The sequence below is a fragment of the Arcicella rosea genome (assembly GCF_040543805.1).
Classification (GTDB): Bacteria; Bacteroidota; Bacteroidia; order Cytophagales; family Spirosomataceae; genus Arcicella; species Arcicella rosea.
In genome coordinates, this window is sequence record NZ_JBEUMS010000003.1 from 262,762 (window position 1) to 279,308 (window position 16,547).

The following is a 16,547-nucleotide window of genomic DNA, read 5'->3' on the forward strand; positions in this document are numbered from 1 at the left end:
AATGTCTCTACGTGTTCAAAATCGCACAAAAAGTGTCCGAAAACGGACACTTTTTTTATTTTAATAAAACACAAGCATTTAATTATCAATCGATTAACTTTCTGGTTTTGTTTTTGGAATAAGTTTATTATCATTAGCTAATTCTGTTTAACCTCATAAAATATGCTCAGTAATTACTTCAAAATAGCATTTAGAAATCTTGTAAGAAACAAGGTTTACTCTTTTATTAATATTGGTGGATTGGCTGTTGGAATGGCAGTGGCGATGCTTATTGGGCTATGGATTCATGATGAGCTAACTTATAATACTTATCATCAAACCTATGATAAAATTGGCTTGGCGATGCAACACCAAACAGAAAACGGGACAGTTTTTACTGGACAAGCGATGCCTTTTCCGATTGGTGCTGAGCTAAAGAATAAATATGGAAACAACTTCAAATACATAGCGATGGCTTCGTGGGAAGGCGAACATATATTATCTATCGGTGATAAAAAATTATCTACTCCTGGAATATATTTTGATGTAGATGCCCCAAAAATGTTGTCTTTAACAATGCTGAAAGGAACAAACGAAGGTTTAAAAAACCCGAATTCTATTTTACTTTCGGAATCGACAGCAAAAGCTTTTTTTGCAGATGCTGACCCTATCAACCAAACACTAAAAATTGATAATAAACTATCAGTAAAAGTAACGGGCGTTTATGAAGATTTACCTTTTAATACGAATTTCAAGGATTTAAAATTTATAGCACCTTGGGATTTATATGTTTCTTCGGAAGATTGGATAAAAAGAGCAAGAGATAACAATCAATGGGGTAATAATTCCTTTCAACTTTACGCTCAAATTGCTGATAATGTAGATTTTGAAACAGTTAACAAAAGAATACTTCGTTCAAAATTCAATAATTTACCTAAGGAAGAAAGACGTTTTGATGCCCGAATTTTCTTGCAACCAATGGCAGATTGGCATTTAAAATCTAATTGGAAAGACGGCGTAAATACAGAAGGATTAATAGAATACGTTTGGCTATTTGGCATTGTAGGCATTTTTGTATTGCTTTTGGCTTGTATCAATTTCATGAATTTAAGCACCGCTCGTTCAGAAAAACGTGCGAAAGAAGTTGGCGTTAGAAAAGCAATTGGCTCTGCTCGTAGTCAATTAATCATTCAATTCCTGAGTGAATCTTTATTAGTCGTTACTTTCGCTTTTGTATTTTCAATTATTTTAGTAGAAATCGCCTTGCCTTTTTTCAATGAAGTAGCCGATAAAAAAATGACGATTCTATGGACAAATCCTTTGTTCTGGTTACTTTCTTTGGGCTTTAGTTTATTGACTGGTTTAATCGCTGGAAGTTATCCAGCTTTGTATTTATCTTCTTTTCAACCTGTGAAAGTACTAAAAGGTACTTTTAAAGTTGGTAGATTTTCTTCGCTTCCACGCAAAGTATTGGTAGTTTTTCAATTCACAGTTTCGGTTGCTTTAATTATTGGAACAATTATCATTTACAAACAAGTACAGTTTTCTAAAAACAGACCTATTGGCTACAATAGAGATGGATTGATGATGATAATGATGAAAACACCTGAGTTTTATGGAAAATTTGATTTACTCCGCAACGAACTTAAGAGTACTGGTGCAATCGTAGAGCTATCAGAATCTTCAAGTCCAATCACTGACGTATGGTCGAACTCAGGTGGTTTTTCATGGGAAGGCAAAGACCCCAATTTAGATACTGACTTTGCACACATCTTTGTTACCCATGAATTTGGAAAAACAGTAGGCTGGAACTTTAAAGAAGGAAGAGATTTCTCAAGAGACTTTTCTACCGATTCGTCAGGCTTAGTTATTAATGAAGCTGCCGTGAAGTTTATGGGTATTAAAAACCCTGTCGGAAAAACTGTTACATCAGGAACTGGTAAAGATGCACAAAATTTCACCATTATTGGTGTAATTAAAGATATGCTGATGCAATCGCCATACAAACCCGTAAAGCAATCTTTTTACTTCTTGAGTTCGCATAATGTAAATTGGATAAACCTTAAATTGAATCCTAATAAAAGTACGAGCGAGTCTATTTCAAAGATTGAAGCGACCTTCAAAAAGTATATTCCCTCCGCTCCTTTTGACTATAAATTTGCAGATGATGAATTTGCAAGAAAATTTAAAACGGAAGAACGCATTGGAACATTAGCTTTATTTTTTGCCGCACTTGCTATTTTTATTTCATGTTTAGGTTTGTTCGGATTAGCATCTTTCGTAGCAGAACAGCGAACCAAAGAAATTGGTATCAGAAAAGTATTGGGTGCTACCATTTTGAATTTATGGTCTTTATTATCAAAAGATTTTCTGGTTTTGGTGATTATTTCTCTGCTTACGGCTACGCCACTTGCCTATTACTTTATGCACGATTGGCTACAAAAATATGAGTACAGAACTGATATTTCTTGGTGGATTTTTGTACTGGCTGGCTTGGGTGCATTAACCGTTACATTATTAACAGTAAGTTTTCAGGCGATAAAAGCGGCGCTGGCAAATCCTGTGAAGAGTTTGAGGACGGAGTAATTTGAGTTGAGAGTTTTGAGTGCGAAGTGAGGAGTACTTTTCGCCAAAATTCCAAATCTAAAATCCTTTAGTCATTTAGCCATCAATTCTAAAGTCATATCATTATGTTACGAAATTACCTCAAAATAGCCTTACGTAATCTTGTCAAAAACAAGGTTTACTCTTTTATCAATATTGGTGGATTAGCCGTTGGCATGGCAGTAGCAATGTTGATTGGTTTGTGGATTCATGATGAATTATCATTCAATAAATATCATAAAAACTACGACAAGATTGTACAAGTAATGCAACACCAAACCTTTAATGGTGAAGTGGGTACTCAGACATCTAATCCTTATTTACTCGGAGCAGAAATTCGTGAAAAATATGGAAGTGATTTCAAATTCGTACTCATGTCTTCTGGAAGAGAAAAGCATATCTTGAAGTTTGGTGATAAAAAGCTTTCTATACGAGGCGAATACATTGAAGCTGAAGCCCCAGAAATGCTAAGCTTAAAAATGCTGAAAGGAACAAACAATGGATTGAAAGATCCATCATCTATCTTGATTGATGAATCCACAGCAAAAGCATTTTTTGGTGATGAAAATCCTTTATTCAAATCTTTTAGAATTGATAATAAATTTACGCTAAAAGTAACAGGCGTTTATGAAGACATTCCCAAAAATTCCGACTTCCATGATTTAGCATTCATCGCTCCTTGGGACCTTTACATTAAAAATGAAAATTGGGATGAAAAACTCTCTAATCCTTGGCGAAGTAATGCTTTTCAAACTTATGCACAATTGACTGATAATGCTGATGTGGATAAGGTTTCTGCAAAAATAAAAGATGTTAAACTTAATAAAGTAGATAAAGCTAATGCTGCTTTTAAACCCGAAGTATTTCTTCATCCTATGAAGAAATGGCATCTATATTCTGAATTTAAAAATGGTGTCAATACAGGAGGACAAATTGAATTTGTTTGGTTATTTGGTATCATTGGAATAGCTGTATTGCTCTTAGCTTGTATCAATTTTATGAACCTAAGTACTGCTCGCTCAGAAAAACGTGCGAAAGAAGTAGGTGTCAGAAAAGCGATTGGCTCTATGCGTGGACAGTTAATAACCCAATTCCTTACTGAATCATTTTTGGTAGTAATGATAGCTTTTATTTTATCCTTACTACTTGTTGAACTCAGTTTACCTGCTTTCAATGAAATTGCTGATAAAAAAATAAGCATTCTATTCACAAACCCGCTTTTTTGGCTTTTAGGTTTAGGCTTTAGTTTAGTGACTGGTTTTGTGGCAGGAAGTTATCCAGCTTTGTATTTATCTTATTTTCAACCTGTTAAAGTACTAAAAGGCACTTTCAGAATTGGGCATTTTGCTTCTATGCCACGGAAAGTGTTAGTGGTCTTACAGTTTACAGTTTCTATTACATTAATCATTGGAACAATTATCGTCTATAACCAAATTCAATTTGCTAAAAACCGCCCAATAGGATATAACAGAGATGGATTATTAGCCATGTTTGTCAATAATCAGGAGCTAATACAACATTATAATGCCATTAGAAATGACTTGATAAAGACGGGAACAGTGTCAGAAATGTCTGAATCTTCAAGTCCTACAACAGGCGTTTGGGCAATTAATAATGGTTATGATTGGAAGGGCAAAGACCCAAGTGTTCAAGGCAATTTTGGAACAGTAGCAGTAACCCACGATTTTGGAAAAACTGTAGGTTGGCAATTTAAAGAAGGTAGAGATTTCTCAAGAGCATTTTCAACCGATTCTACTGGTGTTGTATTGAACGAAGCAGCGGTGAAATTTATGGGCATTAAACAAGTAGTTGGCGAAACCATGCAAATTGATGGAAAACCCTATAAGATACTTGGAGTAGTAAAAGATATGGTCATGAATTCTCCGTATCAACCTGCTTTGCGAACTGTTTTTATGTTAGACTATAAGTGGATAAATATCATTAATATAAAAATCAATCCTAAAGTAAGTTCCTCAAAAGCATTAGATCAAATTGAGACTGTATTAAAAAAATACACTCCTGATACTCCATTTGATTATTGGTTTGTTGATGATGAATATAATCTAAAATTTCTTAACGAAGTAAGAATCGGTAAACTGACTTCATTCTTTGCAGTACTTGCTATTTTTATTTCTTGTTTAGGTTTGTTTGGATTAGCGTCTTTTGTAGCTGAGCAAAGAACTAAAGAAATTGGCATCAGAAAAGTATTAGGTGCTACCGTTTTGAATTTATGGACATTGCTCTCAAAAGAGTTTGTATTACTCGTATTAATCTCTCTCTTAACAGCAGTACCAATCGCATATTATTATATGAACAATTGGTTACAAAGCTATGATTACAGAACAGAAATTTCTTGGTGGACTTTCGCAATTTCTGGCTTAGGAGCATTAGTTATCACTTTATTGACGGTAAGTTTTCAAGCCATTAAAGCAGCTTTAGCCAATCCTGTAAAGAGTTTGAGGACGGAGTAATTTCTATTGAAATGTTAAAAAAAGTTAAGCTAATTCAGAATCTCTTTTTGCCTGATTATCTTCACTTTAAACTAACAAATTTTAGAAATCATGATACAAATTTACTTTAAAATAGCTTGGAGAAACTTGATGAAACGGAAGTTTTACGCTTTCGTTTCTATCTTGGGTTTATCGGTCGGCATTACTTTTACTTTACTCATTGGCACTTATATCTGGGGAGAATTACAAGTAAACACTGATTTAAAAAATGTAGAAAATCAGTACTTGATTCAAAGCAAATGGAAAAAACCTGATATTGGCTTAGAAATAACAACGCTTGCCCCTTTGGCAAAAACCTTAAAGGAAAACTATCCAAATTTGGTAGAAAACTATTATGGTTTTGAAGGTTATACCTCCACTATTTCAAATGGAGATAAAGTTTTCAGAGAAGATATTCAAATTGGAGATGCTACTTTGTTGAACATGTATGGTTTTGAATTACTGTATGGAGATAGCAAAACTGCTCTAAACCAGCCTTATACAATGGTAATTTCCTCAGAACAAGCCATTAAGTATTTTGGGAAATTAGATTGTTTGGGAAAAAGCCTGACGGTAGAATCTAATGCAGGTCAGAAAAAGAGTTTTATGATTACTGGAGTACTGGGAAAAGTAAATACTAATTCGGTAATCAACTTACTTTCTGATACCCGAATTCCAATTTTAATGTCTTTTGAGAGCAGTAAATTTTGGGGAATAGAGAAGTACTTCGCTTGGAACAATCCTTATAATGTGGGCTATATTGAGTTGAAAAATGGTGTAAAACCTGAAAGTGTTGCTCAGGTAATGTCCAAGCTCATCAAAGCAAATGCTCCTGAAAATATTAGTGCAAACCTTCAAGCTTATCTTGTTCCCATGAAGGATGTTTATCTGGAAGCAAACAATGGCATTGTAAAAAAGACAATTTTTACTTTACTCTTTGTAGCCTTATTTATACTGCTGATGGCGATAGTCAATTTCATCAATATGTCTATCGGAAATTCAGTAACAAGGTTAAAAGAAATCGGTGTTCGGAAAATGCTTGGTAGTGAAAAAGGACAGTTAATTCGACAATTTTTAGCTGAATCAATCTTAATTTCATTTTTTAGCTTATTGATTTCCTTAATTCTTTACGAAGTTTTTCAACCGTTTTTTGGTGAAATGCTTCATAAGAAAATACCTTCTTTGTTAACAGTATCATCTTATTTTTATCTTTTTGCTGTTCTATTTGCAGTGTTGATTGGCTTATTATCGGGTATTTATCCCGCATTTATTTTATCAAATTTGCCTTCTATAGATTCTTTAAAAGGTAAATTGAAATCTATCAAAGAAAACATTTTTTTCAGAAGGTTATTAATTGTTTCTCAATTCACCATTGCTCTATTTGTTTTTGTCGGAGCATCTGTTATTTCGAAACAAGTAAATTACTTTTTCAATAAAGATTTGGGTTATCAAAAAGAAGCTGTCGTTACGCTAAGTGTTCCTCGTGATTGGTCGCCTGTGGGCGTTGATAAAATGGAACGCATCCGTGACGAAATGGCAAAACTAAAAGAAGTAAGCCAAGTAAGTTTGTCGTATGATATTCCAGCAGGACATGGCGGAAACAATAATGCTTTTTATAAAATGGGGCAAGATTCCACCCAAGCAGTATATGTTCAGACCATTACAACCGATGAAAAATATGCGGATGCTTATCAAATTCCAATGGTTGCAGGAGTATATTTTCAGCGAAAACAGGAAGGTTTTCAAGCGAGAAAAATCGTACTGAATGAAACAGGCTTTAAAACTTTGGGCTTTAAAAACCCTACGGAAGCCATTGGTAAAGAAATACGGATTCATTATTATCCACAGCCATTTACGATTGTTGGTGTTACTAAGGATTTTCACATCGCTTCAATGCACAAAGCGATTTCTCCTTTGGTATTTATGAATGTAAAAGATTTTACTTTTTTCAGGTACTTTTCTTTTAAAATTCAGCCGAATAATCTTGCTCAATCTTTATCAAGTATTGAGCAAAAATGGAAAACTTTAATGCCCGGTTCAGCTTTTGAATATACTTTCATAGACGATACGCTTCAAAAGCTTTATCAATCTGAAATTCAGCTTAAAAAAGCTTCACAAGTAGCCACCATTTTATCAATTATTATTGTGCTATTAGGTATTTTAGGAATGGTTTCAATGAGTATTGCCAGAAGAACAAAAGAGTTAGGAATTCGTAAAGTTTTGGGAGCATCAAGTATCAGTATTGTAATGCTGTTTTTGAAAGAATTTATAGTTTTGATAGCCATTGCCATCGCTATTTCTTTTCCTCTTGGCATTATCAGTATGAATCATTGGCTGACGGCTTATGCTTATAGAATTCAATTAGATTGGCAAACTTTTCTAACTGTTGCTTTAGGATTTAGCCTAATAATAGCCATTTTTGTTTGCTTACAAACTTTTAAAACAGCTTTAGAAAATCCGATTAAAAGCCTCAAAACAGAGTAGAAACATCGTTTTCAAGATTATTAATAGAAAAAGACATTTTATAAAATCAACAATATGCTAGAACTCAAAAATATTTTTCGTTGGTATAATTCAGGCGTAAATCGTGCTTTCGTTTTGCGTGATATAAGTTTAACTATTGAGCAAGGAGAATTTGTTTCTATCATGGGTCCTTCGGGTTCAGGGAAATCTACGCTTTTACATGTTTTAGGAATGATGGACGAACCTAATGAAGGAGAATACTCATTTTTGGGAGAAAACGTACTGAAAATCAAAGAAAAACAGCGTGCAGAATTATACAAAAAACATATTGGTTTTGTATTTCAAGCGTATCATTTGATTGATGAACTAACGGTGTATGAAAACATAGAAACTCCATTATTATATCATGGCATTGGTTCTTCTGAAAGAAAATCGATGGTCGCTGATATTTTAGATAGATTCAATATTGTTGGTAAAAAAGACCTATTCCCGAATCAGCTTTCGGGCGGACAACAACAATTAGTGGGTATTGCTCGTGCCATAATTACAAAACCCAATTTGATTTTGGCAGATGAACCTACAGGCAATCTGAATTCAAAACAAGGACAGGAAATAATGGAATTATTTAAAACATTGAACGAGGAAGGCGTAACCATTATTCAAGTAACTCACTCAGAGAAAAATGCTACTTATGGAAGCAGAGTAATTGAGTTATTGGATGGACGCATCGAAAGATAAAAAATTTAGTTTTGGTTTAAGTGTTAGTCGCTCATTGATATTCAGTGAGCGACTTTTATATCAGTCTTTTCAAATTTACCGTTGTAAAAATCACTTCTTGTCCCCTTTTCACCACCATACTAATGGGCTTGCCTTCACCTTTTTGAAAGATTTTATATATCTCAGTAATTGATATATCTTTATAAGACTTATTATTGATAAAAATCACTCTATCTCCTTGCTGTAAACCTGCCAAATGAGCTGGAGAATTTTCAATAATTCTTTCAATCAAAAACTCATGATAATCACTTCCACTTGCCAATAATTCCATCCCACTCATATTGTGTTCGAATGGTTCTTTCATTCTTCTATTAATCGGTTTCAACACCACATATTTATCCCGATAATTAAAAGTAACTTTAAATCTTCTGAGAAATTCACAACCAATATTTCCTTGGCGTTCAGAGAAATTTGTTGGTTTTAAGTGATAAGAAGAACTATCAGGAAATGAAGCAACTACATTATTTAGCTCGTATTTTCCGAATTTTATTTTAGGCAATCGTCCTAAATTTCCATTAATGATACCACTCAAGCCACGTCCTAATTGAGCTTTCACAACTTTAGGGGGCAATTGAATATTAAATTTCTTATTTACTTCAATCGAAATGGCATGTCCTGCACCAGTATCCAATAATACTTTTATAGGTACTGTTTGGTCACCATTTACTAATTCTACAGCATCCAAATAAGGCTTGTTTTCTTCAATTGTTATCGGGAAACGTTGTCCTTTAGACGTTTTGTATTTATAATGTTCGGGGTTTTCCAAAACTATTTGATTGACCGAAAAATCAATTGTTACGGCAAAACGATTGAAAAGGTCATATCCAATAATTCCATGAATGGGTTTTCCTACAAATTCGCTAAGTTTTAAAATATCATTTTTCAGTACTACGATATTCTGGCGATAACCAATTACGTCTCCCATTTTTATCGTATTGTCAATCACAATACCGGCTTCTAAGTCATTTCCAACACCAACGCCCGCTATTTTCACATTTCTGCTGTATAGCATTCCTTGTTTTTCAGCCACTTTTGAATCTGTCACAATAATAGAACTCACACCCGTATCAAGGATAAATCTTAGCGTATCAGAGTTATTAATTCTGATAGGTACAATCACCAAATTGGCGTGAAGTTCAAAAGGGATGACGGAGATTTTTCTTTTTTTTACTAACTGAAAACCAAAGTTTTCTTCAATGGCAGGTTTGAATTTTAATTTTTTAGGTCTTTCACTTCGAACATAAGTGCTTACCCTTACACCTCCATTATTTTGTTCAGCATAACTCGTAGAGTCTTGACAATACCCTGCCAGCGGTAAAGTACTGAACAATAATATTTTATGCCAAGCCAGTTTCATGATAAGAGTCGTTTTTCTTATCTTAAATATCGGGATAATATTACTTATTTCCAAAGAGTTACATTAAAAAATTAATGTTTATTCAAAGAAAAATACCGAAAATACTTATAAAATTTTATTCATGAATATTATGTGATTGAAAGTGGGGATATGATTGATTCCAATTTTGTAAAAACAAAATCCAACCTTTCTGTTTTTTATGTTGTCTTTCTTGTAGAATTTTCAAAATATTCACCTTTAAGATGAAGATACTTATGGCTTTTTGTTTTTTAGAATTGTGATAAGAAGTACTTTTGTCAAAATATCTAATTTATAATTAACCAAAAAACAATGAGAAAGCAAATTGTAGCAGGAAACTGGAAAATGAATAAAACAGCCGAAGAAGCCTTGATTTTGGCATCTGAAGTTGTAAATATGGTGAAAGACGAAGTAAATACTGATGTGCAAGTAATTATTGCTCCACCAGCGATTTACTTATCGACACTTCAAAAATATACAGAAACAGCTCCAAATATTGGCATTGCTGCACAAAATTGTTCTAACAAAGCTTCTGGTGCATATACTGGTGAAATTTCAGCTTCAATGTTGAAATCAATTGGTGTTACTCATGTAATTCTTGGACACTCAGAGCGTCGTGAGTATTTCAAAGAAACAAATGAACAATTGGCAGAAAAAGTAAACATCGTTCTTGAAAATGGTTTAACGCCAATTTTCTGTTGTGGTGAAACATTAGAATTACGTCAAGGTGGTGATTTTCTTGCTTTCGTTGCTTCTCAATTAACAGACAGCCTTTTCCATCTTTCTCCAGAAGATTTCGCTAAAGTGGTAATCGCTTACGAACCAATCTGGGCAATCGGAACTGGCTTAACGGCTTCTTCTGAACAAGCACAAGAAATGCACGCTTATTTAAGAGGACATTTAGCAACTAAATACGGTCAGGAAGCAGCAGATAACACTTCTATTCTTTACGGTGGAAGTTGTAATGAGAAAAATGCCCAAGAATTATTTGCTTGCGCAGATGTAGATGGCGGATTAATCGGTGGAGCATCGTTGAAATCTCGTGAGTTTACAAACATTGCAAAATCATTCTAAGCATTGAACCCCGTTTAGCAAAAACTAAACGGGGTTCAGTAAAAATGTTTGTTTCTCCACCCTACATTTTTAGTTACCTATTTTTAATACATTGATCCTCTTTGAAACTTATTCTCTCAATTGCTTAATTAATATATGCTCTTTAAAAAACTCAATCCTCTTGAAAAATTATATCTAAAAAACACGAACAAAGAAGCTTATCAAAATTATAAATACCAATTAAAGGTAAATGATTTGCCTTCGATTAACTTTTTAGATACCCCTAAAGCCCTTGTTGATTTTAAACACAGTGGGCATCTTGGCGATATAATTTATGCTATTCCAGCGATGTATGCTTTGGCTGAAAATGGTAAGATAAATCTTCATTTAAATATCGGTCAAAGAATAAAAGTTGATGGTAATCATCCGCTAAAAGATATCGGTTTGAATGAAAAATCGGTTGCGATGTTAGAGCCTCTTTTAGCTTTACAAAACCAATTTCAACAAATTGACATCTTTAAAAACCAAGCAGTAGATTATGATTTAGACATTTTTAGGCAATTTACATTTGATCACACAAAAGGACACATCAGCAGGTGGTACTTTAACTGTTTTGCAGTAAGCTATGATTTAAGCAAACCTTGGCTAGTTGTACCAAAAAATACTTCAATGAGCGATAAAATCGTTATTGCAAGAAGTACTCGTTACAATTCACCCATGATAGACTATTCTGTTCTAAAAAAATATAACAATCTAGTTTTTGTGGGTTTGTCAGAAGAGTTTAAGTTGATGAAAGCGATTATACCTAACCTTGAGTATGCCAGAGTAAACAATTTTTTGGAGATGGCAAGTATCATTGCAGGTGCAAAATTATTTATTGGGAATCAATCATTCCCTTACGCTATCGCAGAAGCTTTAAAAACACCAAGAATGCTAGAAAGTTATTACAAATGTCCAAATGTAATTCCTGAAGGAGCCAACGGCTTTGAATTTTCGTTTCAACCTCAGTTTGAGTTATTAATTAAAAAATTAATTGCCCAACTATAAACCTCTATAATCATGAAAATTGCGGCAGTAGTAATACTTTACCATCCAACTGAAAATACTTTAGACAATATCAAAACGTATGCTAAAGCTGTTGATAAAGTATATGTCTTTGATAATACTGAAGAAGGGACATTTCTAAAAAAGAATTTGATGGAAATTTCCAATATCACTTATTTACATGATAACCACAATGCTGGTATTGCCAAAAGATTGAATACTAGTGCGCAAATGGCAATTAATGAAGGCTTTGATTGGTTATTGATGATGGACCAAGATTCTAAATTTGAAGGAAATGCAATTCAATATTATTGGGATGGAGTAAGCAAATTTCCACACCCAGAGAGTGTTGGATTATTTGGTCCACAATTCTCACGTAATAATAAACAATCGTTAGCACAATCAAGCTATCAAGAAATTGATGGAATGATTACTTCAGGAACACTTTTAAATCTTAATATCTATCAACAAATAGGAAAATTTGATGAAGCGCTATTCATTGATGCTGTTGATATTGAATACTGTTTGAGAGTTCAAAAAGCAGGCTTTAAAATGATTCAATTAATCAACGTTTTCATTCAGCATGAATTAGGACAAACCGAAAAGAAAGCGTCTATTAAAACACTCTACTTAATTAAAAAAGAAAAAGAATTGCATTCTCCGTTAAGATATTATTATATGTATCGTAACAATCTTTATGTACAATCAAAGTATAAAGGCTTTGACAAACAAACGATGCAAAAAATCAATCGAAATGCAATGTCTTTTCTAAAAAAAGGTTTTTTCTACGGCAGTAATTCATGGGAAATAGTAAAATACATCGTTGAAGCCAGACGAGATTTCAAGCAAAATAAAATGGGAAAGTACCAATCAAACACTTAATAATCAGCGTATTTTATATTTTGCAAATACTGGGTAATGATCTGAAGATTTAATATGACCATGCGTTTGGAAATCTAATACTTCTATTGATTCACTGCAAAATTGGTTATCAATTCTAACAAATCTTGGACTACGATTAAGTGTAAAACCAAAACCATTTCCAGCTTCCTCAAAAGCATTTTTCAGTCTATCACGAATATGTCCGTAGGCATTTCCGTAAGGCGTTTCATTAAAATCACCACAAACAATTACTGGAAAAGGACTTTCATCAATCAATCTTTCAATTTGTTCTATTTCTTCTGCATGATTCACAAAACCTGTTTTTAAACTTGATAAAATAGATTTGGTCTCATCCTTAGCCTGAGAATACGACTTCTCTTTTACTTCCTCTACAACTCTTTTCACTCTAATTCCCATCGACTGGAGTTGTAAATTAATTACTCTTATCGTATCCTTTTCCATGGCTATATCAGCCAATAAATAGCCATTGCCATTATCTTTTCCGGGCTCTTGACCAAACAAACTCTTTTCTTCATGAATGATGGGATACTTTGAAAAAATCGCTAATGAAAATATTCTATGCGTACCATAAATGCTATTAATCACATAGTACGGATTCTCTTTGGTAATGGCTTCAAAAACCCTGAAATCTTTTTCATTACTCATACTACTAAACTCCTGAAAACATTTAATATCTGCATTGGTTTCTGAAACATAAGTAACAGATGCTTTCGTTTTGTCTTTATTAAATGGATAACTATTATGGTAAAAACCAAAAACATTATAATCTAATACCGACAAACTTTTCTCTGCTTCCTTAGCAGTATGAAAACTGTAAGTTCTTCTAATAAATGGATAACCAATCAGTAAAACAACAAGAGGAAGAAGCATTCGGGAAGGTCTGATAAATAGCCACATAAGAGCAATGATGGCACAAAGTATCATCACTATTGGCAAACTCATCATCATAAAACCAACAAACCAATGGTCAATCACCAAAGTGTAAGCTAATAAATAGGTAAAAAGAGTATATATACACAGAGGAAGACTCGTTAGCCACAAAAGAGAAATTGCATTTTTTTTCAGCATGATGTAATCTTGGCGGTTAGCTTTAGACAAAAGTACAAATTAAGAATGTCTTGAATAAACAAAGCCTAATGAATATTTTGGTTTGCAAGCTTTTTTATAACATTAACAGAAAAGTATCAATTTTATTTCTGTAATTAATTGTTAGATTAATAATTATTTCCTAATTTTGCATTCCATTTCGGAAAACACTGGTAATCAAGTCTATTACATCGCTCAAAAAGCGATTTTACATAACAAATAAAAGAATTTTATCATGGCGAAGGTTTGTCAATTAACAGGAAGAAAAACACAAGTTGGAAATAACGTTTCTCACGCTAACAATAAAACTAAGCGTAAATTTTTTCCAAACTTACACACTAAGAAATTTTTCTTAGAATCAGAAGGTGTATGGGTACAGTTGAAAGTTTCAGCAAAAGCTATCCGTACTATCAACAAAAAAGGCTTAGAAGCTTCTTTAGTAGATGCTGCTCGTAGAGGTACTTTAAGTTTATAGTACTCCTAAAATATTTTCAAAAGCCTCTTCGGATTCATTTCGAAGAGGCTTTTGTTATTTATCGCCTTTATTCATTATCAATGATAGTGCATCAAAAAAGGCACTTGTAATTGCTACAAATGCCTTTTCATATATTTTCTTCAACAAGAATATTAGCTCATTCTTGCTACGATTTCTTCTGAAATACCTACTGCACTGAAACCTCCATCATGGAAAAGGTTTTGCATCGTTACTTTCTTCGTCAAGTCAGAGAATAAAGTAATTACATAATCAGCACATTCATCCGCAGTTGCATTTCCTAATGCCGACATTTCGTTAGCATATTCATAGAAAGCATTAAAGCCAGAAATACCTGTACCAGCCGTAGTTTTAGTTGGTGATTGTGAAACAGTGTTTACTCTTGTTCCGTTTTTCTTTCCATAATGATAACCATAAGAACGAGCAATCGATTCTAACATCGCTTTTGCTTGTGCCATATCAGTATAGTCAGGGAAAGAACGTTGTGCAGCGATATAAGATAAAGCTACTACTGAACCATTATCAGAAATAGCATCCATTTTATCAGCAACTTGCAACATTTTGTGGAATGATAAAGCAGAAACATCTAAAGATTTCATAAACCATTCGTAGTTCAAATCGCCATAAGGACGGTTTTTACGAATGTTAGTACTCATACCGATTGAATGCAATACGAAATCAATTTTTCCACCCAAAGCATCCATTGAACCTTCGTAAAGTTTTTCCAAATCTTCTACAGAAGTAGCATCCGCTGGAATAATCTTAGCTTCGCATTCTTCGGCTAATTTGTTGATTTCTCCCATTCTCATGGCTAAAGGAGCATTCGTAAGTGTGATAATTGCGCCTTCTTCTTTAGCACGTTGAGCCACTTTCCAAGCGATAGAGTTGGAATCTAATGCTCCAGAAATAATTCCTCTTTTTCCTTTTAATAAACCGTATGACATTTTTTTGATTTCTGATTGTTGATTTTAGTTTAAAATAAATTATTCTTGAACGAAGCTTCTTAATATGAATATGAGCTTCATTTTAAAATAATTAAGTATTTTAGTTGTATGCTAAAATCAAGGTTAAAATTTGTCCAAAAGTACTATTTTTTTTCTTAAAACCATGAATATTCAAATTCGACAAGCGATAAAAGAAGATTTACCTCAGATACTAAATCTATATGCCGAGGTTCTCGACAAAGGTGAAGTACTTTCGCTTGAACAAGCTGAAACGCTTTTCTCAAAAATGGCTACTTATCCAAACTACAAAGTGTATGTAGCTGAAACTGAAAGCACAATTATTGGCACCTTCGCTTTATTGATAATGGATAATTTGGCTCACTTGGGTACTCCTTCAGCCGTTGTTGAGGATGTTGTGGTTGCTGATAATTATCAAGGAAAAGGAATTGGCAAAACCATGATGATATTCGCTATGGAAAAATGCAAAGAAACAGGCTGTTATAAATTGGTACTTTCAAGTAATTTAAAACGGACTGAAGCACATGCTTTTTATGAAAGTTTAGCTTTTGAAAAACATGGATTTAGCTTTAGGGCAGATTTGTAGTTGAATTTCCTTAATTAATTATGAAAAACACTGTAAACCAATCATGAAACTTGCTTTCTAAGACAATTTTTATTACTTTTGCAGAGAATTTAAAGGAAGAGGGGTCGATAGTCCCTCTTTTTTGTTTACTAGATTGTAGCACAGTTGACTTAACTGTGAAAAAAGAAATGACAAAAGAAAAAATAATCGAACTGCTTGAACCCTATCTTGAAGAAGGAAGGTTATTCATTGTAGATGTTCAAGTAAGTGAAGGTAAAACTAGGCAGAACATTACAATTCTATTAGATACCGACGAAGGCATTAAAATAGAAGAATGTGCATCTGTTAGTAGAAGATTAGCTCATTTTATAGAAACCAATGAATTAATTGCTGGAGCCTATAATTTAGAAGTATCTTCTCCGGGCATCGATCACCCACTTACATTTAAGCGTCAGTTTGTAAAAAATATTGGTCGTAACTTGAAATTAGTATTGAACGACAAAATAGAAAAAATAGGGGCTTTAGAAGAAGTAAGCGACGAAGGCATAACTTTCAAAGAAGAACCAAAGAAAACAAAAAGTAAGAAAGTAGAGCCAATAGAGGCAATCACCATTCCTTTTTCGAATATACAACAAGCAAAAGTACAAATATCGTTTAAATAGTGGTCGAGTTGCCGAACGGTTGAATTGTTGAAATTAGAGTAAATCTTATCCTTCATCCATTCTACTTGCTGGCTTCTTTTCACATTAATAAA

Annotated in this window: 13 protein-coding genes; 10 read left to right on the plus strand and 3 right to left on the minus strand. The window is 33.4% G+C overall.

What is annotated here, in order from left to right:
* Positions 1-162: 162 nt before the first annotated feature.
* From ABID42_RS05700 to ABID42_RS05715, 4 genes are all read left to right on the plus strand, one after another.
* Positions 163-2,565 carry an ABC transporter permease gene (locus ABID42_RS05700; RefSeq protein ID WP_367282826.1) on the plus strand — a complete coding sequence of 801 codons (2,403 nt, stop codon included), beginning with the start codon at positions 163-165 and terminating at the stop codon, positions 2,563-2,565.
* A gap of 104 nt (positions 2,566-2,669) precedes the next feature.
* On the plus strand, positions 2,670-5,054 hold the full coding sequence (locus tag ABID42_RS05705; RefSeq protein ID WP_367282827.1) for an ABC transporter permease: 2,385 nt from the start codon (positions 2,670-2,672) through the stop codon (positions 5,052-5,054).
* Between the two features lie 90 nt (positions 5,055-5,144).
* Complete coding sequence (locus tag ABID42_RS05710; protein ID WP_367282828.1) at positions 5,145-7,556, plus strand: ABC transporter permease; 2,412 nt, start codon at positions 5,145-5,147, stop codon at positions 7,554-7,556.
* A 54-nt stretch (positions 7,557-7,610) separates the two neighbouring features.
* Positions 7,611-8,273 carry an ABC transporter ATP-binding protein gene (locus tag ABID42_RS05715; RefSeq protein ID WP_323258604.1) on the plus strand — a complete coding sequence of 221 codons (663 nt, stop codon included), beginning with the start codon at positions 7,611-7,613 and terminating at the stop codon, positions 8,271-8,273.
* 55 nt (positions 8,274-8,328) lie between these two features.
* On the opposite strand, the gene ABID42_RS05720 is transcribed toward ABID42_RS05715, so the two are convergent.
* Positions 8,329-9,669: an aspartyl protease family protein gene (locus ABID42_RS05720; RefSeq protein ID WP_367282829.1), complete on the minus strand. Its 1,341-nt coding sequence runs from the start codon at positions 9,667-9,669 to the stop codon at positions 8,329-8,331.
* A gap of 330 nt (positions 9,670-9,999) precedes the next feature.
* Between ABID42_RS05720 and tpiA the strand changes: the two genes are divergently transcribed.
* The 3 genes from tpiA (at position 10,000) to ABID42_RS05735 (ending at position 12,666) form a co-directional block, all read left to right on the plus strand.
* Positions 10,000-10,761 carry a triose-phosphate isomerase gene (tpiA, locus tag ABID42_RS05725; RefSeq protein ID WP_184137839.1) on the plus strand — a complete coding sequence of 254 codons (762 nt, stop codon included), beginning with the start codon at positions 10,000-10,002 and terminating at the stop codon, positions 10,759-10,761.
* 135 nt (positions 10,762-10,896) lie between these two features.
* Entirely contained in the window at positions 10,897-11,787 is an 891-nt protein-coding gene (locus tag ABID42_RS05730; RefSeq protein WP_367282830.1) for a glycosyltransferase family protein, read from the plus strand.
* Between the two features lie 12 nt (positions 11,788-11,799).
* Positions 11,800-12,666, plus strand: coding sequence for a glycosyltransferase family 2 protein (locus ABID42_RS05735; protein ID WP_367282831.1), 867 nt, complete (start codon positions 11,800-11,802; stop codon positions 12,664-12,666).
* Positions 12,667-12,669: 3 nt separating this feature from the next.
* On the opposite strand, the gene ABID42_RS05740 is transcribed toward ABID42_RS05735, so the two are convergent.
* Positions 12,670-13,755 (minus strand): endonuclease/exonuclease/phosphatase family protein, encoded by a 1,086-nt coding sequence (locus ABID42_RS05740; RefSeq protein ID WP_367282832.1) that lies wholly within the window; start codon positions 13,753-13,755, stop codon positions 12,670-12,672.
* 253 nt (positions 13,756-14,008) lie between these two features.
* On the opposite strand from ABID42_RS05740, the gene rpmB reads away from it, so the two are divergent.
* Positions 14,009-14,248 (plus strand): 50S ribosomal protein L28, encoded by a 240-nt coding sequence (gene rpmB / locus ABID42_RS05745; RefSeq protein WP_184137596.1) that lies wholly within the window; start codon positions 14,009-14,011, stop codon positions 14,246-14,248.
* 152 nt (positions 14,249-14,400) lie between these two features.
* On the opposite strand, the gene ABID42_RS05750 is transcribed toward rpmB, so the two are convergent.
* Positions 14,401-15,210 (minus strand): SDR family oxidoreductase, encoded by an 810-nt coding sequence (locus tag ABID42_RS05750; RefSeq protein WP_323326719.1) that lies wholly within the window; start codon positions 15,208-15,210, stop codon positions 14,401-14,403.
* A 163-nt stretch (positions 15,211-15,373) separates the two neighbouring features.
* On the opposite strand from ABID42_RS05750, the gene ABID42_RS05755 reads away from it, so the two are divergent.
* Positions 15,374-15,814, plus strand: coding sequence for a GNAT family N-acetyltransferase (locus ABID42_RS05755; protein WP_367282833.1), 441 nt, complete (start codon positions 15,374-15,376; stop codon positions 15,812-15,814).
* Positions 15,815-15,981: 167 nt separating this feature from the next.
* Positions 15,982-16,455, plus strand: coding sequence for a ribosome maturation factor RimP (gene rimP / locus ABID42_RS05760; RefSeq protein ID WP_323258611.1), 474 nt, complete (start codon positions 15,982-15,984; stop codon positions 16,453-16,455).
* Positions 16,456-16,547: the final 92 nt, after the last annotated feature.